We start from the raw sequence: 16,776 nt of genomic DNA, 5'->3' as shown, positions 1-16,776 counted from the left end.
TGGGCGCATGATGCGGTATCGACTGCGGCATTGAAAGCGGGCTCAAGTCAGGTGCCGCAAAGCACGCCAGGTCCACCAGCCCAGCGCGGTCATCGATAATGAGCCGCCCAGATGCAGGCCAATGGTGACCAGTCCCCAGCCCAGCTGTTGGCGCTGCAGCAGGTAGACAACTTCGGCGGAAAAGGTCGAAAACGTGGTCAAACCGCCCAGCAGCCCGGTCACCACAAACAGCCGCCATTGCGGTGACAGCTCGGGCCGGGTGGCGAAGAAAGCCAGGGCAAGGCCGATAACGTAGCCGCCGAGCAGATTGGCGGTCAGCGTTCCCAGCGGCACCGTGTTGTGCAGCGGGTTCAGCCACAGACTCAGCCCGTACCGTAGCCACGCACCGAGTGCCGCGCCAACGCCGATGGCCAGGAAGGAAAGCCACATGGGGTCAAGTTCCGGGTGCGGGTTGGCGAATGGTGGTCATTTGCGTTGCGTGCGCGCCTGTTCACGGGCGATGCGCAGGCGGTCAAGCTTGTCTTTCAACTTGATCTCCAGACCCCGTTCCACCGGCTTGTAATAGACCTGCTCACCCATTTCATCCGGGAACGCTGTCTGGTCCAGTGCGATGCCGCCCTCAACGTCGTGGTCGTACTGGTAGCCCTGCCCGTAACCCAGCGTCTTCATCAAACGGGTGGGTGCGTTGCGCAGGTGCATTGGTACCGGCTGGGTACCGTACTTGGCGATGTCAGCGCGGGCCGCATGCAAGGACATGTAGGCGGCGTTGGATTTGGCGGTGCTGGCCAGGTACACGACCAGGTTGGACAGGGCGATATCGCCTTCCGGTGCGCCGATGCGGTCATATGCGTTCCAGACATTGATCGCCATTTCCAGCGCCCGCGGATCGGCCAGGCCGACGTCTTCCACCGCCATGATGGTCAGCCGCCGCAGCAGATAGGACGGATCGCAACCACCATCGAGCATGCGGGCAAGCCAATAGATGGCGCCGTCCGGGTTGGAGCTGCGTACTGACTTGTGCAGCGCCGAGATCTGGTCGTAGAACTGCTCGCCGTTCTTGTCGAAGCGGCGGGTGCGATCGGCCAGTACCTGCAGCAGGGTTTCCGGGGTGATTTCACCGCCCTCGCCCGCTGCAAGTTCGGCAGCGATTTCCAGCAGCGTCAGTGCTCGGCGCACGTCGCCATCAGCGGCACGGGCGATCTCCAGCAGCGACTCGGCCGAGACCGTGATGTCCTGCTCGCCCAGCCCGCGCTCCTTGTCGTCCAAGGCGCGCTGCAAGGCTTCCACCACGTCTTCGGGTGAGACCGATTCCAGCACGTGCACGCGGCAGCGCGACAGCAGTGCCGAGTTCAACTCGAACGAAGGATTCTCGGTGGTGGCGCCGACAAAAATGATGGTGCCGCGCTCGATATGCGGCAGGAAGGCATCCTGCTGTGCCTTGTTGAAACGGTGCACCTCGTCAACGAACAGCACGGTGCGGCGCCCGTCGGCGAAGCGGTGCGCGGCTTCGGCCAGCACCTGACGCACATCCGGCAGGCCGGACAGTACCGCCGATATCGCCTTGAACTCGGCATCGGCGTACTGCGCCAGCAACAAGGCTAGCGTGGTCTTGCCGCAGCCCGGCGGGCCCCACAGGATCATCGAATGCACGCGCCCTGATTCAACCGCGCGGCGCAGTGCCGTATTGGGTGCCAGCAATCGCTTCTGGCCAACCATCTCGTCCAGTGCACGCGGGCGCATGCGCTCGGCGAGCGGACGCATATTGTCCCGGTCCGCGGTCAGCAGGTCGGCGGGAGCTTCATCAAGAAAGATATTTCGGGATCTGGCCACGCCTGCATTCTAGCAGCGTGGCCGCCCTGCCCCGGCTTCAGAAGCCGGGCTTGGGTTCAGCGTTCGCCGACCACGTCGACGTCCTTGCCCGGGACGAAACGGAAAGTGCCGGCAGCGAAGCTCGGGTTCTTCTTCCAGCCGCTGAAGGTGATGATGGTGCGCTGGCCTACCGCGTCGGTCAGTTCCATCCGCGACAGTGCGCCACCGGCGAAGCCCAGTGCGGCGACATCGAAGCTGGCCTGGGTATCGCGCTTGGGTGTGAGCGAGAGCCACTGCATGCCGTCGCGCGGCGCGGCTTCTTCGCTGATGTCGTACTGCTGTTCCAGCAGTGCCGGGTTGATCAGCGCGGTGAGCGGATTGTTCTGCTCCTCGGTGCCCTGCGGACTGACGCGCGCCTGTTCCAGGTCCGGCTCGTAGACCCACAACTTGCTGCCGTCAGCGATGATCAGCTGCGGATGCGGGCGGGTGTATTCCCAGCGGAACTGACGCGGTGCCGACAGCGCCACGCGACCGCTGGACGATTCCTTGACCCGGCCGCGCTGATCCACCACCTGCTGCGCGAACTGGCCATCGAGGCCGCGCAGGCCGTTGGTGAAGGACTTCAGGTCATCGCGGGCGCCGGCATGGGCATCCGCGGCAAGGCCGGCACAAGCCAAAGCAACAGCAAGAACGGAGTGGCGCAGGAATGCAGTCATGGCGGCTTGGGATAGTGGTGTCGGTGGTGAGGCAGAGTCTGCCTCTTTCAAACTGAATGGGCGGCAATCAATCGCTGAATGCCGCCCTTCCGTTCAGTGCTTGGGCGGCGGCGGCGCCAGCACGGTGCGGTCGCCATTGTGCTCCGGCGCGGTGACAACGCCGGCCGCTTCCATTGCCTCGATCAGGCGCGCGGCGCGGTTGTAGCCGATCTTCAGGCGGCGCTGCACACCGGAAATGGAGGCGCGGCGGGTTTCGGTGACGATGCGCAGGGCTTCGTCGTACAGCGGGTCGGATTCGTCGCCAGCACTGGCACTGCTCTCAGGCAAACCATTGGCACCGACCACGATGCCGTCGCCCATGGTCTGCACTTCGTCCAGTACACCGGAGATGTAGTCGGTAGGACCACTGGCCTTCAGATGCTCAACCACGCGGTGCACTTCTTCGTCGGAGACGAAGGCACCGTGTACGCGGTCCGGCATGGCCGTGCCCGGCGGCAGGTACAACATGTCGCCGTTGCCCAGCAGCGCTTCCGCGCCTGACTGATCGAGGATGGTGCGCGAATCGATCTTGGAGCTGACCTGGAAGGCGATGCGGGTCGGGATATTGGCTTTGATCAAGCCGGTGATCACGTCCACCGAGGGACGCTGCGTGGCCAGGATCAGATGGATACCGGCCGCACGTGCCTTCTGCGCCAGGCGCGCGATCAGTTCTTCGACCTTCTTGCCGACGATCATCATCATGTCGGCGAATTCGTCGATGAAGATGACGATGAACGGCAGCGGTTCCAGCGGGCGCGGTGCCTCACCCATTTCCGGGTTGGGCTTGAACAACGGATCCATCAGCGGCTGGCCAGCGTCGATGGCGTCCTTCACCTTCTTGTTGAAGCCGGCCAGGTTGCGCACGCCGACCGCGCTCATCAGCTTGTAGCGGCGCTCCATTTCAGCCACGCACCAACGCAGGCCGTTGCCGGCCTCCTTCATGTCGGTGACCACCGGTGCCAGCAAATGCGGGATGCCCTGGTAGACGCTGAGCTCCAGCATCTTCGGGTCGATCATCAGCATGCGCAGGTCTTTCGGACTGGCCTTGTACAGCAGGCTCAGCACCATCGCGTTGACCGCAACGGACTTACCCGAGCCGGTGGTACCGGCCACCAGCAGATGCGGCATGCGTGCCAGATCGGCCACGGTCGGGCGGCCGGCGATGTCCTTGCCCAGCGCAAGCGTCAGTGGGCTGGTCGACTTGTCGTATTCCTTGGAGCGCAGCAGCTCGGACAGGAAGATCATCTCGCGGGTGACGTTGGGGATTTCCAGGCCGATCACCGACTTGCCCGGAATCACGTCGACCACACGCACCGACTTGACCGACAGGCCGCGGGCGATGTCCTTGTCCAGCGAACTGATCTGGCTGACCTTGATGCCGGGTGCCGGTTCGATTTCGAAACGGGTGATCACCGGGCCCGGATAGGCGCCGACGACCTGCGCATCGATGCGGAAATCCTTGAGCTTGAACTCGATCTGCCGCGACAGGGTTTCCAGCGTCTGCTCGTCGTAGCCCTTTGGCTGCGGCTTGGGATCGTCCAGCAGGGCCAGCGGCGGGATGTCCGAGCCGTCGCCATTGACGCCCTGGAACATCGGAATCTGGGTCTCGCGCTTGGCGCGGTCGCTCTTCTCGATCACCGGTGCAGGCCTCGGCTCGATCTTCACCGGCTCGCGCTTGGCGCGAACCTCGGCGTCCACCTTGCGTACTTCCTCGCGCTCTTCGCGTAGCACGCGGGTCTGCTGCCACTCGTTGGCCTGTTCTTTCTTCTTGTTGAGCAGCGGGCCCAAGGCCAGCACCCACTTGCCGATCTTCTCCATCACCGCAAACCACGACAGCCCGGTGGCCAGGGTGATCGAGGTCAGCAGCAGCACCAGCAGGAACAGATTGCTGCCGACCGGGCCAAAGCCAGTCTGCAGCGACTTGCCCACCAACACGCCCAAGCCGCCGCCTGCACGGGCAACATCGCCTGGCGGAAGACGCAGGTACAGGAAACCGGTAGCACCAATCAGGAAGCCGACAATGCCGACCAGACGCAGCGCCGGGCCCAGATCATCCTGGCCACGCTCATCGGTCTTCTTCAGGCCGAACATGGCGATCCATGCGACCGCAGCCAGCATCAGCGGGATCAGGTAGGCCACATAGCCAAACAATTGGCGCAGTACATCGGCAATCCACGCGCCTACCCTGCCGCCCATGTTGTGCACGGGCGCAACCACCGAGCCCGACTGCGACCAGCCCGGATCAGTAGGCGAATATGTGAACAGACTGGCCAGCAGGTACAGCAATGCCGGCGCGATCGCGATCAACGCCAGATCACGCCACAGCTTTTGACGACGTGGATTGTCTGCTGCAGCCGCCGACTTGCGCGCATCAGCGGCAGCCTTGGGGCTCTTGTCGCGTTCCGGGACCTGTTTCGCCACCTTTGACCAGACCTTAAAAATGCACGGTTAGTGATTGATATTAAACGACAGATCGTCGGGTTTCACCCAATTACAGCGCAGTGCGGTACGGCTGACAGACAGAAAACGTCAAAAAGCCGCCAGACAGTGGCGGCGGCAATGCGGGAAACAGCAGAGTTGTATGCAACGGGCCGCGCAGTTCCATTCACGTGCCTTGATTCACCGAGGTCGGACCGCCACTCTATTGGCTTGCCCGGACAGTTGCGGAATGCCGCGTTCGGGCCACCAATCCTGACTTTCGCGAGTATACATGAGCACTTCCAGCCTCCCGACCAAGCACTCCCGCCTGTTGATCCTCGGCTCTGGCCCCGCCGGCTGGACCTCTGCCGTCTATGGCGCGCGCGCAAACCTGAAGCCGCTGGTCGTCACCGGCCTGCAGCAGGGCGGCCAGCTGATGACCACCACCGAGGTCGACAACTGGCCGGGCGATGCCCACGGCCTGATGGGTCCGGACCTGATGGCGCGCATGCAGGCGCATGCCGAGCGCTTCGAAACCGAAGTGGTGTTTGACCACATCCATACCGCCGACCTGTCCAAGCGCCCGTTCACCCTGACCGGTGACAGCGCCCAGTACACCGCCGATGCCCTGATCATCGCAACCGGTGCCACCGCCAAGTACCTGGGCATTCCGTCCGAGGAAGCCTTCAAGGGCCGCGGCGTGTCCGCCTGCGCCACCTGTGATGGCTTCTTCTACCGCGACCAGGATGTGGTCGTGGTCGGCGGCGGCAACACCGCCGTTGAAGAGGCGCTGTACCTGTCCAACATCGCCCGCAAGGTCTATCTGGTCCACCGCCGCGACACCCTGAAGGCGGAAAAGATCATGCAGGACAAGCTGTTCGCCAAGGTCGCTGCCGGCAAGATCGAAACCGTGTGGCACCACCAGGTCGACGAAGTGCTGGGCAATGACGCTGGCGTCACCGGTGTGCGCGTCAAGTCCACCCTTGACGGCAGCACCCGCGACATCGAAGCCCACGGCTTCTTCGTCGCCATCGGCCACCAGCCCAACACCGAACTGTTCACCGGCCAGCTGGCAATGAACAACGGCTACCTGGAAATCCGTTCCGGCCTGGGCGGCAACGCCACCATGACCTCGGTCGAAGGCGTGTTCGCCGCTGGCGACGTCGCCGACCAGCACTACCGCCAGGCCATCACCTCGGCCGGTTTCGGCTGCATGGCCGCGCTGGACGCCGAGCGCTTCCTGGACGAAAAGGGCGCCTGAGCGCCCCACCCCGCTAGCCTGCCATGGACAAGCTGATGCTCAAGCAGCTGCTGTTCCATGGCAGCTGGCTGGTATTCCCCGCCATCGTCTGGCTGCTGTGGCGTTGGCGCAACCCGCGCCATCGCCCGGCGCTTGCGATTCTGTTGCTTGGATGTGGCGTGTTCGCCTGGGCACGCTTCATCGAACCGCAGATCGTCCGCGTCGACCACACCGTGCTGCCAAACACCGGCATCAGTGCGCGCATTGCGCTGATCAGCGACATTCATCTCGGTGTCTACAAGGACACGGCGTTTCTACGGCGGTTGGTGGAGCGCATCAACACCTTGCCTGTCGACGCGGTGGTTATTGCCGGCGATCTGACTTATGAGCCGCAAGGGCATGATCTGCAGGTACTGTTTGCACCGCTGAGCCAGCTGCGCGTGCCAACCTATGTCGTGCTCGGCAATCACGACCAGCAGCAACCCGGGCCAGATATCGACAAGCCCCTGCGCGAGGCGCTGGGCCAACTTGGCGTCCAGATGATTGAAGGCAAGGTCATCACCGACGCGCAAGGGCGCCGCTGGGCGGGCCTGGGTGATCGCTGGGCAGGCAAGGACGACCCCGGTTTTCTGCGACTGGCATCCCCACCGCAGACACCGATGATCGTGATTGCACACAACCCCGACAGCGCAATGCAGTTGCGCCCGGACGAAGCCTCCATCGTGCTGGCCGGTCATACCCACGGCGGACAAATCCGTATTCCGTGGTTGTATCGCAAGGTCATTCCAAGTGCCCACGGCTTTGATAGAGGCGAGCAAGTCGCGCAAACCCCACACGGCAGCGTCCGGGTGTTCACCACACGCGGTGTTGGCGAGATAGGCCTGCCGCTGCGCTTGCTCAACCCGCCTACGATCGACGTCCTGCAGTTGCAACCATGACCGCCGCGATCACAGTCAAGACACTCCCTGCGTTGGCAGCGCTGCCTGCCGCGCAATGGGATGTCCTGCACGACGGCAGCAATCCCTTCATCAGTCACGCCTTTCTCAGCGGGCTGGAGCAGCATGGCTGCCTGCGCCCGGAATGGGGCTGGCAGGCCCAACATCTGACGTTGTGGCGCGACGATGAACTTGTTGCTGCCGCCCCCGGCTATCTGAAACAGAACTCACACGGCGAGTTCGTGTTCGACCATGCCTGGGCCAATGCCTATGCCCGCCACGGGCTGGAGTACTTCCCCAAGTGGCTGTGCGGCGTGCCCTACTCGCCGGTTACCGGGCCACGCCTGTTGGCTCGCAACGAAGTGGATCGTCGTGAGCTGATTGAGACGATTGTCAGCCATGTGCGGGACAACGACTTGTCTTCGGCGCATATCAACTTCCACCTTGCCGATGAGAATCCGCTGTTCGGCGCACAGTGGCTGCAACGCGATGATGTGCAGTTCCAATGGCAACGCCAGCCGGGCTGGGAGAACTTCGATGACTTCCTCGGCGCGATGGATCATAAGCGCCGCAAGAACATCCGCCAGGAGCGCACCAAGGTTGCCCGTGCCGGTATCAGCTTCGTAGTGCGCCATGGCGACGAAGCCAGCGCGGACGAGTTGCGCGCCATGCATGGCTTCTACCTGCAGACCTTTGCCGAGTACGGCAATGCGCCGGCCCTGACGCTGGCGTTTCTGCGCCACATGGCCGAGCAGATGCCGCGCCAGCTGGTGCTGTTCATGGCCATGCAGGATGGCGAACCGATTGCAGGCGCGCTGTGCCTGCGCGGCAGAGATGCGCTGTACGGGCGCTATTGGGGCGGCGCCCCCCTGCCCGGCCTGCACTTTGAAACCTGCTACTACCAGGGCATCGAGTACTGCCTGCGCGAAGGCCTGCAGCGCTTCGAGCCTGGCGCGCAGGGTGAGCACAAACTGGCGCGCGGTTTCCTTCCAACCCAGGTCCGCAGCCATCATTGGCTTGCACACCCGCAGTTCCGCGAGGCCGTGCGCGATTGGTGCGGCAAAGAGCGCGAGGATGTCGCGACTTACTCGGCTGACCTGCTGCGCCATTCGCCCTTCAAGCAGGAAGATCCAGCGCAATGAGCAACAAAGGCCCGTTCCTGCTGGATAGTGCCAGCGATGCGCCGTTCCCGCCTGCCGAGCTGGCCCTGCAGGAGCCCGATGGCCTGCTGGCCATTGGCGGCGACCTTAGCCCGGTACGCCTGCTCAACGCCTATGCCGGCGGCATCTTCCCGTGGTTCTCCGAAGGCCAGCCACTGCTGTGGTGGTCGCCAGACCCGCGCATGGTGTTCCGCACCAACCAGGTACATCTGTCCTCGCGCTTCCGCCGCGGGTTGCGCAACAGCACCTGGACGGTACGCGCCGACACGGCGTTCCCCGAGGTCATGCAGGCCTGCGCACTGGCACCGCGACCCGGCCAGGATGGCACCTGGATCACCGCCGATATGCACAAGGCCTATGTCGCCCTGCACCAGCTCGGCTACGCGCACTCGGTTGAAGTATTCGATGGCGACGTGCTGGTTGGCGGCATCTATGGCGTCGCCATCGGCCAGATGTTCTTCGGCGAAAGTATGTTCAGCGGCCGAAGCGGTGGCTCCAAGGTAGCGCTCGCGGCCTTGGCCGGCACCCTGGCCGATTGGGGTTGGCCATTGATGGACGCGCAGGTGGAGAACCCGCACCTGCTGCGGATGGGCGCCGAGCACCTGCCCCGCGCTGTGTTTCTGGAAAATGTGCGCGAACTGGTGCAGCGCCCCAGTGGTGCCGGTAGCTGGACGCGCAGATTTGGCGAGCTGGCCGCCTCGGCATTGGCCTGAATGCAGGTGCTTAACGCAAACTTTGCATCCTTGGCCGCGACAGCGTAAAATGCCCGCCCTTAGGCCCATTGGCCGTCCGCAGAACCGCACAGGACTACATGTCGAAAGACGACTCCATTGAGTTCGAAGGCACCGTCAGCGAGACGTTGCCGAACACCACGTTCCGTGTTCGCTTGGAAAATGGGCATGAAATCATCGCCCACATCTCCGGCCGCATGCGCAAGAACTACATCCGCATCCTGACCGGTGACCGCGTCAAGGTTGAGATGACGCCGTACGACCTGACCAAGGGCCGTATCACCTACCGCATGAAGTAATGCGGTAAGTCGAGCGTTAGCAGAAAGCCAGCCTTCGTGCTGGCTTTTTCGCGTGGCCGCAAATTTTCAGGTAGTGCCGAGCCATGCTCGGCAGAGGCGTTACCAGCAATGCCCCCGTAGTGCCGAGCCATGCTCGGCAGGAGCGTTCCCGGTAATGCCCCATGCCGAGCATGGCTCGGCACTACAGGTGCAGCGCGCAGCGCAAAGACAAAAAACCCCGCATCGCTGGATGCGGGGTTTTGTTTGCGCTGAAACAATCCTGGCTTCGCGGCTTATGGCTCGAGGCCACCCAGCGCCGCTCCTACAAGGGCGGGATTACACCGTTGCTGGCAACAGATGCTCCGGCTCGGACTCGGTATCCACGATCAGCTCGCCGTCGCGGACGTCGATGCTGACCTTGCCGCCGTTCAACAGCTTGCCGAACAGCAGCTCGTCAGCCAACGGACGCTTTACCTTGTCCTGGATCACCCGGTACATCGGGCGTGCGCCCATGTCAGCGTCGAAGCCGTGGTGGGCCAGCCATTCGCGGGCAGCCGGGGTGGCCGACAACGAAACGTGCTTGTCCTGCAGCAGCATCTCCAGCTCGATCAGGAACTTGTCCACCACCCGCAGGATGTGCTCGAAGCCCAGCGGCTGGAACTGCACCACCGCATCCAGCCGGTTGCGGAACTCCGGGGTGAAGCTCTTGCGGATCACTTCCATCGCATCGGTCGCATGGTTCTGCTTGGTGAAGCCGATCGAGCGACGCGCCGCCTGGGTGGCACCGGCATTGGTGGTCATCACCAGGATCACGTTCTTGAAGTTGGCTTCACGACCATTGGTGTCGGTTAGCACACCGCGATCCATGACCTGCAACAGGATGTTGAAGATGTCCGGGTGCGCCTTCTCCACCTCATCCAGCAGCAGCACGCAGTGCGGCGTCTTGACGATTTTCTCGGTCAGCAGGCCGCCCTGGTCGAAACCGACGTAACCCGGAGGCGCGCCGATCAGACGACTGACCGAATGCGGCTCCATGTACTCGGACATGTCAAAGCGCACCAGCTCGATACCCAGCTGCAGTGCCAGCTGACGGGTCACCTCGGTCTTGCCGACGCCGGTAGGGCCTGCGAACAGGAAGTTGCCGATCGGCTTGTCCGGACTGGCGAGGCCGGAACGCGACAGTTTGATCGCCGAAGCCAGCGATTCGATGCCCTGGTCCTGGCCGAAGATCACCATCTTCAGGTTGCGCTCCAGATGCTGCAGCACGTCCTTGTCGGTGGCGGTGACCTGCTTGGCCGGGATACGCGCCATCTTGGCGACGATGGTCTCGATCTCCTCGATGTCGATGCGATCCTTGCGCTGGCCTTCCGGCAGCAGGCGCTGGCGCGCACCGGCCTCGTCGATAACATCGATGGCCTTGTCAGGCAGAAGGCGATCAGCGATGTGCTTGACCGACAGATCCACTGCTGCCTGCAGCGCATCGTCGGCATAGGTCACACCGTGATGCGCCTCGTACTTGGGACGCAGGCCCTTGAGGATCTCGTAGGTCTCGCCAACGGTTGGCTCGACGATGTCGATCTTCTGGAAGCGGCGCGCCAAAGCGCGATCCTTCTCGAAGATGCCGCGGTATTCCTGGAACGTGGTCGAGCCAATGCAACGCAGTTCGCCCGAGGCCAGCGCCGGCTTGATCAGGTTGGACGCATCCATGGTGCCGCCGGACGCCGAGCCGGCACCGATGATGGTGTGGATCTCGTCGATGAACAGCACCGAGTTGGGGATCTTTTTCAGCGCGGTGATCACGCCTTTCAGGCGCTTCTCAAAGTCACCGCGGTACTTGGTGCCAGCCACCAGCGCGCCCAGGTCCAGCGAATAGATCACCGCATCGGCAAGTACATCCGGCACTTCGCCGTCGACGATGCGCTTGGCCAGGCCCTCGGCAATGGCGGTCTTGCCCACGCCGGCTTCACCGACATAGAGCGGGTTGTTCTTGCGACGGCGGCACAGTACCTGGATGGTGCGCTCGATCTCATCGCGACGCCCAACCAGTGGATCGATCCGCCCGGCCTTGGCTTGCTCGTTGAGATTGCTGGCGAACTCAGCCAGCGAATCGCCCTTGCCCTCGCCATCGCCGCCCTCGGCCCGGCCCTCGCCCTCAAGCGGGGAGGACATCTCTGGGTCGTCGCCACTCTTGCCCACGCCGTGGGAAAGGTAATTGACCACATCCAGCCGGGTCACATCCTGCTGGTTGAGGTAATAGACCGCGTGCGACTCTTTTTCGCCGAAGATTGCCACCAGCACATTGGCCCCGGTGACCTCTTTCTTGCCCGAGGACTGCACGTGGTAAACCGCCCGCTGCAGCACCCGCTGGAAGCCCAGGGTTGGCTGGGTATCGCGGCCGTCGTCCTCGGCCAGCAACGACACCGAGGCGTTGATCGCCTTCTCGAGCTCGCGCCCCAGCCGCTCCAGGTCCGCGCCGCATGCCTTGAGCACCGCCTGCGCCGAAGCATTCTCCAACAACGCCAACAATAGATGTTCAACCGTCATGTACTCATGACGGGCTTCTCGGGCGCGCTTGTAGCACTGACCAATGGTCTGCTCGAGGTCTTTACTGAACATAAGGCACTCCGGTTGCGGTTGGAGACAATATGCGGCCTGGCAACGATTTTTCCAGCACCCTAATGACGAAGATGTAGACAACGCGCCTGCAATCTCGCCAAATCGCCCGTACCCGTGAATTCTGCATTCAGTTTCGACGCAGGGACAGGGGCTTGGATCCGGATTGCGGGCATCAAGCGAAACGCATCGTTCCGCCAGCTCCAACGCCCGCGTCCTGCCACACCTGCTGTTTTACAGCAGACCAGCGGCCACTGCGGCAGCGATGCTGATAACCGTGCCGCATGGGCAAACAGCCGGGCGCACTGTCGGTGCCCAGGGCAGGCTCAGGCCCGCTCCATCGTGCACATCAGCGGGTGCTGGTTCATGCGCGAGAACTCGTTGACCTGCGCAACCTTGGTCTCGGCAACTTCGCGGGTGTACACACCGCAGATGCCGCGGCCGCGGGTATGGACGTGCAGCATCACCTGGGTGGCCTTGTCCATGTCCATGGAAAAGAAGCTCTGCAGGACAGTCACCACGAAGTCCATCGGGGTGTAATCGTCGTTCAGCAGCATCACCTGGTACTGCGGCGGGGGCGCAACCTCGGGCTTGCCGGGGGCTACCAGCAGGCCGTGTTCGCTGTCGTGTTGGGTCTTCTGGGACATCCCTCGATTATAGCGGTTCCAGGTGGCTGTCTTTTGACCATTGGACGCAACCCCCCTCGCCCCCGCACAATTTGCAGGCTAACCATCCATTCCTTGGGGAAAAAATGAAGAAGTCTGTACTCAGCATCGCCTTGCTGGCCTTGGCCACGGCTGCCGCCGGGAGCGCTTTTGCCGGTGAACCGGACCGTGCGGTCGGTCGCGTGCTTGATACGCTCAAGTACAAGTACGAAGTGGACAGCGATGGCGACTACCAGCTGGTCTTTGAAATGGACGACGACCGTACCCAGCTGGTGTACGTGCGCTCCAATGTTGAGACCTATGGCAGCCATCACGTCCGCGAAATCTGGTCGCCGGGCTACAAGTCCGATGGCCCGCAGTTCCCGGCACTGGTTGCCAACCGCCTGCTGGAAGACTCCAATGACTCCAAGCTGGGCGGCTGGGTAAAGCAGGGCGAAATAGCGATGTTCGTGGTCAAGGTTGATGCCGATGCCAGCTCCGAGGTGATTTCCGACGCCATCGACGCTGCCGCCAAGAGCGCCGATGCGATCGAACTGGAAATGACGTCCAAGGACGAGTACTGAGCGTGAATGCTTTGCAGTCCCAGCGATGGGCGCCACATGTGACCGTGGCCACCGTGGTCTCCCGCGCAGGGCAACTGCTGCTGGTAGAGGAAGAAAAGAACGGCCGGCGGGTGTTGAACCAGCCGGCCGGCCATCTCGAGCCCGGCGAAAGCCTGCTCGAGGCGGCAGTGCGTGAAACCCGCGAAGAAACCGGCTGGGACGTGCACCTGACCGGCTTCATCGGCAGTTATCAGTGGACGGCTGCCGATGGCACGCCGTTCCTGCGCTTCGCCTTCGCCGCCGAGCCGCTGCAGCACCACCCGGAGCAGGCGCTGGACACCGGCATCGTGCAGGCACTGTGGATGAGCCCGGTTGCCCTGCAGGCCGACATGGCGCGGCTGCGCAGCCCGCTGGTCTGGCATACGATCTCGGATTGGCTGGCCGGGCAGCGCTACCCGCTTTCGATCGTGCGACAGGTGGCACCGTGAGTAATCCCAATATCGTGGTGGGCGTGTCCGGCGGCGTGGATTCGTCGGTGGCCGCACTCACCCTGGTCCAGCAAGGCCTGGATGTCGCCGGCTTGTTCATGCAGAACTGGGCTGACGATGGCAGCGGGCACTGCCGTGCCGAAGATGATCGTCGCGACGCGGTGGCGGTCTGCGGGCGGCTCGACATTCCGTTCCATTTCCGCGATTTCTCCAACGAATACTGGCAGGGGGTATTCGAGCACTTCCTGGCCGAGTATGCGGCCGGTCGCACGCCCAACCCTGACGTGCTGTGCAACCGCGAGGTCAAGTTCAAACACTTCCTGGACGCCGCGCGTGAGCTGGGTGCCGAGCGCATCGCTACCGGCCACTACGCCCAGGTCGACCACTCCGGCGGCCGCTGGCGCCTACTGCGCGGCGCCGATCGCGGCAAGGACCAGAGCTACTTCCTGCACCAGCTGGGCCAGACCCAGTTGGCGGCTACCCTGTTCCCGATCGGGCACATGGAAAAGAGCGATCTGCGCCGCATCGCCCGCGATGCTGGCCTGCCAACCCATGCCAAGAAAGACTCGACCGGCATCTGCTTCATCGGTGAACGCGATTTCCGCGAGTTCCTGGGCCAGTATCTGCCTGCCCGCGAAGGCGAGATCCAGGACCCCGATGGTCAGGTAATCGCCCGCCACCCCGGCGTGTTCTATTTCACCTTGGGCCAGCGCGAAGGCCTGAACATCGGCGGCGTGCGTGGCCGCCCGGCGGCGCCGTGGTTCGTGGTCGGCAAGGACGTGGCCCGCAATATCCTGTACGTCGACCAGGGCCATGACAGCCCCTGGTTGCAGTCCAACTGGCTGCGCAGCGAAACCATGCACTGGATTGCCGGCGCCCCACCCGCCCGTGAATTCGAATGCACCGCGCAGACCCGCTACCGCCAACCGGACGAAGCCTGCACCGTGAAGGTGCGTGATGACGGTACGCTGGACGTGCATTTCGCACGCCCGCAACGCGCCGTCACCCCCGGCCAGTCACTGGTGCTGTACGACGGCATGGAATGCCTTGGCGGCGCGGTGATCGCCGCCACCGATGCACCTTTGGAGCGCCGTTTGGCCGCCCCTGTTTCCCCTTGAGAGATGACCATGACTTTTTCCATCGATGACCGCGTACTTGCCTTGGCAGGCATTGCCCAGGCCTTGCAGCAGGTGCGCCGCATCGCAGAAACCGGCCATTCGGAGAGCGCCGTGGTGCGCACCGCAATGGACAGCGTGCTGCGTATTGATGCCAGCTCGCCCGCCGCCGTATACGGCAGTGCTACCCAGGTTGAGCCCGGCCTGCGCCTGCTGCGCGACTACTTCCGCAACCAGGGCAAGGACGATCTGCTGCCGCGGCTGGCCCTGTCGGTGATGCAGCTGGAACGCCGCTTCGTGCGCGAAGGCGCCACGGTCGACAAGGTGGAGGCCGGCATCGAGCGCGCCGCCAGCATCGCCAAGGACCGCGGCGACAGCTGCCACCCGGACGTGCTGAGTGCGATGGGCGCGCTGTATGCCGACACCATCAGCCAGCTCAAGCCGAAGATCATGGTGCAAGGCAACCCGCACTACCTGGGCCAGGCGATGGTGGTGTCGGAGATCCGTGCGCTGTTGCTGGCAGCGGTGCGCTCGGCGGTGCTGTGGCGTCAGCTGGGCGGCGCTTACTGGGATTTCCTGTTCTCGCGCAAGGCCATGCTCGAAGCCATCGAGCGTCGTCTGCGCTGATTTTCAAGGCCCGCAATCGCAGCCGTTGCGGGCCTGCATCGCAAAACCTCTCGGGATTCACGCCAGTGGGCTAAAGACACCCTGCCCACTGCCGATACTGCATTCGTGACTCTCCCGAGAACGTCCATGTATTCACGTATTGCAATCCGTTTGGCAGCCCCGCTTGTCCTCACCCTTCTGGTTGTGGTCGCTGCCGCCCTGTCCTGGCCCTCTGCGGCCCTGTGGGCGATCCTGACCACCATGGTGCTGAGCTGGCTGGTGTTTGCCTGGTGGAGCGTGCATTCGCAAACCCAGCGCTCGCCCGAGCACGCCAAGGTGCTGAAAGAGCAGGACCAGCTGCTCAATGAACTGCGCAGCTTCGTCAGCAACGAAATCGACGGCTCACGCAGCGAGATCGAGCGCGCCCGCGAACTGATCCGGCAAGCGGTCGGCGGCCTCGGTGGCAGCTTTGATGCGATGAGCCGCAAATCGCGCCAGCAGAGCCAGGCATTGGCCCGCATCGTTGACCGCGCCGGTGATGAAGGTGGCGGTGGCAATGGCGGTGTCGACGTGGCCCGCTTCGCCCAGAACGCCAGCCACCAGATGGAACAGCTGGTTGAAGCACTGGAGCAGGTCAGCGGCCAGAGCAGCAACACCGTGCAGCACATCGACCAGATGGCGCAGCACCTGGACGGCATTTTCGCCCTGCTGGAAGACGTCAAGTCAATCGCCGACCAGACCAACCTGCTGGCCTTGAATGCCGCCATTGAAGCAGCACGTGCCGGTGAAGCCGGGCGTGGTTTCGCAGTGGTAGCTGACGAGGTGCGTAACCTCTCCGAGCGCTCCACCACCTTCAACGAGCAGATCCGAAAGCTGGCCCACAGCTCCAAGGACGCCATCGCCAAGGTGCGCGAAACCGTCACCCACATGGCCTCGCGCGATATGGACCGGTCCCGCGAAGCACGCCACGAGGCCGCATCCATGCTGGACAGCGTGGCTGCCATCAATGCCTCGCTGGGCGACGGCATGCGTGAGATCTCCGAGTGTGGCCGCGCCATCGACGGCAGCGTCGCTGAAGCCGTACGCGCCCTGCAGTTCGAAGACATCGCCACCCAGGCCCTGGGCGGCGTGCATACCCATCTTGACCGTCTGGGTGCGATCAACCGCGAAGCCGTCGCGCTGCAGGAACTGCTGCACCGTAACGGCGGCGTGTTCGATGGCGAGATGGTCAGCGCGCTACAGCGCACCGGCAGCCGCCTGCGCGAAATGCGCGTGGAGTGGGAGCGCCCGCCGCACAAGCCGGTGTCCCAGCAGAGCATGGGCGCAGGCACGGTGGAGTTGTTCTGATTCCACCCCGCACCCGTACTGCATCCGAGCCCCGGCCCTTGGCCGGGGCTTTGCTGTTGCTGCAAGCGCGCTGA

At 63.5% G+C, this 16,776-nt stretch carries 16 protein-coding genes; 10 read left to right on the top strand and 6 right to left on the bottom strand.

The window, feature by feature from the left end:
• Nucleotides 1-42: 42 nt before the first annotated feature.
• The 4 genes from crcB to ACVOLR_RS02690 form a co-directional block, all read right to left on the bottom strand.
• Nucleotides 43-429 (bottom strand): fluoride efflux transporter CrcB, encoded by a 387-nt coding sequence (gene crcB, locus ACVOLR_RS02705; protein ID WP_481515660.1) that lies wholly within the window; start codon nt 427-429, stop codon nt 43-45.
• A gap of 36 nt (nt 430-465) precedes the next feature.
• A complete protein-coding gene (locus ACVOLR_RS02700; protein WP_481535125.1) occupies nt 466-1,761 on the bottom strand; it encodes a replication-associated recombination protein A in 1,296 nt (431 codons plus the stop codon).
• A gap of 125 nt (nt 1,762-1,886) precedes the next feature.
• Nucleotides 1,887-2,525, bottom strand: coding sequence for an outer membrane lipoprotein periplasmic chaperone LolA (lolA, locus tag ACVOLR_RS02695; protein WP_481535058.1), 639 nt, complete (start codon nt 2,523-2,525; stop codon nt 1,887-1,889).
• 93 nt (nt 2,526-2,618) lie between these two features.
• Nucleotides 2,619-4,985, bottom strand: coding sequence for a DNA translocase FtsK (locus tag ACVOLR_RS02690; RefSeq protein WP_481535057.1), 2,367 nt, complete (start codon nt 4,983-4,985; stop codon nt 2,619-2,621).
• A 289-nt stretch (nt 4,986-5,274) separates the two neighbouring features.
• On the opposite strand from ACVOLR_RS02690, the gene trxB reads away from it, so the two are divergent.
• From trxB to infA, 5 genes are all read left to right on the top strand, one after another.
• A complete protein-coding gene (gene trxB / locus ACVOLR_RS02685; protein ID WP_282270462.1) occupies nt 5,275-6,243 on the top strand; it encodes a thioredoxin-disulfide reductase in 969 nt (322 codons plus the stop codon).
• Between the two features lie 23 nt (nt 6,244-6,266).
• Complete coding sequence (locus ACVOLR_RS02680) at nt 6,267-7,160, top strand: metallophosphoesterase (RefSeq protein WP_481535056.1); 894 nt, start codon at nt 6,267-6,269, stop codon at nt 7,158-7,160.
• Nucleotides 7,157-8,299 carry a GNAT family N-acetyltransferase gene (locus ACVOLR_RS02675; protein WP_481535055.1) on the top strand — a complete coding sequence of 381 codons (1,143 nt, stop codon included), beginning with the start codon at nt 7,157-7,159 and terminating at the stop codon, nt 8,297-8,299. Before ACVOLR_RS02680 ends, ACVOLR_RS02675 begins: the two co-directional genes overlap by 4 nt.
• Nucleotides 8,296-9,030 (top strand): leucyl/phenylalanyl-tRNA--protein transferase, encoded by a 735-nt coding sequence (gene aat / locus ACVOLR_RS02670; RefSeq protein ID WP_481535054.1) that lies wholly within the window; start codon nt 8,296-8,298, stop codon nt 9,028-9,030. Before ACVOLR_RS02675 ends, aat begins: the two co-directional genes overlap by 4 nt.
• 98 nt (nt 9,031-9,128) lie before the next feature.
• On the top strand, nt 9,129-9,347 hold the full coding sequence (gene infA / locus ACVOLR_RS02665) for a translation initiation factor IF-1 (protein WP_005409596.1): 219 nt from the start codon (nt 9,129-9,131) through the stop codon (nt 9,345-9,347).
• A 315-nt stretch (nt 9,348-9,662) separates the two neighbouring features.
• Here the strand turns inward: infA and clpA are convergent, their stop codons facing one another.
• Nucleotides 9,663-11,942 carry an ATP-dependent Clp protease ATP-binding subunit ClpA gene (gene clpA, locus ACVOLR_RS02660; protein WP_481535053.1) on the bottom strand — a complete coding sequence of 760 codons (2,280 nt, stop codon included), beginning with the start codon at nt 11,940-11,942 and terminating at the stop codon, nt 9,663-9,665.
• A gap of 323 nt (nt 11,943-12,265) precedes the next feature.
• A complete protein-coding gene (gene clpS / locus ACVOLR_RS02655) occupies nt 12,266-12,586 on the bottom strand; it encodes an ATP-dependent Clp protease adapter ClpS (RefSeq protein WP_282272346.1) in 321 nt (106 codons plus the stop codon).
• Between the two features lie 104 nt (nt 12,587-12,690).
• Here clpS and ACVOLR_RS02650 point away from each other — a divergent pair, with 104 nt between their 5' ends.
• The 5 genes from ACVOLR_RS02650 (at nt 12,691) to ACVOLR_RS02630 (ending at nt 16,702) form a co-directional block, all read left to right on the top strand.
• Complete coding sequence (locus ACVOLR_RS02650) at nt 12,691-13,167, top strand: hypothetical protein (protein ID WP_481535052.1); 477 nt, start codon at nt 12,691-12,693, stop codon at nt 13,165-13,167.
• Nucleotides 13,168-13,169: 2 nt separating this feature from the next.
• The gene (locus ACVOLR_RS02645) at nt 13,170-13,634 is read left to right on the top strand and encodes an NUDIX hydrolase (protein ID WP_481535051.1); all 465 of its coding nucleotides are present in this window, start codon (nt 13,170-13,172) and stop codon (nt 13,632-13,634) included.
• Nucleotides 13,631-14,752 carry a tRNA 2-thiouridine(34) synthase MnmA gene (mnmA, locus tag ACVOLR_RS02640; protein ID WP_481535050.1) on the top strand — a complete coding sequence of 374 codons (1,122 nt, stop codon included), beginning with the start codon at nt 13,631-13,633 and terminating at the stop codon, nt 14,750-14,752. Before ACVOLR_RS02645 ends, mnmA begins: the two co-directional genes overlap by 4 nt.
• 9 nt (nt 14,753-14,761) lie before the next feature.
• Nucleotides 14,762-15,376, top strand: coding sequence for a high frequency lysogenization protein HflD (gene hflD / locus ACVOLR_RS02635; RefSeq protein ID WP_481535049.1), 615 nt, complete (start codon nt 14,762-14,764; stop codon nt 15,374-15,376).
• Between the two features lie 126 nt (nt 15,377-15,502).
• Nucleotides 15,503-16,702 carry a methyl-accepting chemotaxis protein gene (locus ACVOLR_RS02630; RefSeq protein WP_481532645.1) on the top strand — a complete coding sequence of 400 codons (1,200 nt, stop codon included), beginning with the start codon at nt 15,503-15,505 and terminating at the stop codon, nt 16,700-16,702.
• Nucleotides 16,703-16,776: the final 74 nt, after the last annotated feature.

The organism is Stenotrophomonas sp. STEN030, assembly GCF_056759995.1.
Note: the sequence above shows the minus strand (reverse complement) of the source record. Positions and strands in the feature narration are given on the sequence as shown.

What these genes read in the sequence shown, in the direction of transcription:
- crcB (WP_481515660.1), bottom strand. Translation starts at nt 429, where the DNA reads ATGTGGCTTTCCTTCCTGGCCATCGGCGTTGGCGCGGCACTCGGTGCG.
- ACVOLR_RS02700 (WP_481535125.1), bottom strand. Translation starts at nt 1,761, where the DNA reads ATGCGTCCGCTCGCCGAGCGCATGCGCCCGCGTGCACTGGACGAGATG.
- lolA (WP_481535058.1), bottom strand. Translation starts at nt 2,525, where the DNA reads ATGACTGCATTCCTGCGCCACTCCGTTCTTGCTGTTGCTTTGGCTTGT.
- trxB (WP_282270462.1), top strand. Translation starts at nt 5,275, where the DNA reads ATGAGCACTTCCAGCCTCCCGACCAAGCACTCCCGCCTGTTGATCCTC.
- ACVOLR_RS02680 (WP_481535056.1), top strand. Translation starts at nt 6,267, where the DNA reads ATGGACAAGCTGATGCTCAAGCAGCTGCTGTTCCATGGCAGCTGGCTG.
- ACVOLR_RS02675 (WP_481535055.1), top strand. Translation starts at nt 7,157, where the DNA reads ATGACCGCCGCGATCACAGTCAAGACACTCCCTGCGTTGGCAGCGCTG.
- aat (WP_481535054.1), top strand. Translation starts at nt 8,296, where the DNA reads ATGAGCAACAAAGGCCCGTTCCTGCTGGATAGTGCCAGCGATGCGCCG.
- infA (WP_005409596.1), top strand. Translation starts at nt 9,129, where the DNA reads ATGTCGAAAGACGACTCCATTGAGTTCGAAGGCACCGTCAGCGAGACG.
- clpA (WP_481535053.1), bottom strand. Translation starts at nt 11,942, where the DNA reads ATGTTCAGTAAAGACCTCGAGCAGACCATTGGTCAGTGCTACAAGCGC.
- clpS (WP_282272346.1), bottom strand. Translation starts at nt 12,586, where the DNA reads ATGTCCCAGAAGACCCAACACGACAGCGAACACGGCCTGCTGGTAGCC.
- ACVOLR_RS02650 (WP_481535052.1), top strand. Translation starts at nt 12,691, where the DNA reads ATGAAGAAGTCTGTACTCAGCATCGCCTTGCTGGCCTTGGCCACGGCT.
- hflD (WP_481535049.1), top strand. Translation starts at nt 14,762, where the DNA reads ATGACTTTTTCCATCGATGACCGCGTACTTGCCTTGGCAGGCATTGCC.
- ACVOLR_RS02630 (WP_481532645.1), top strand. Translation starts at nt 15,503, where the DNA reads ATGTATTCACGTATTGCAATCCGTTTGGCAGCCCCGCTTGTCCTCACC.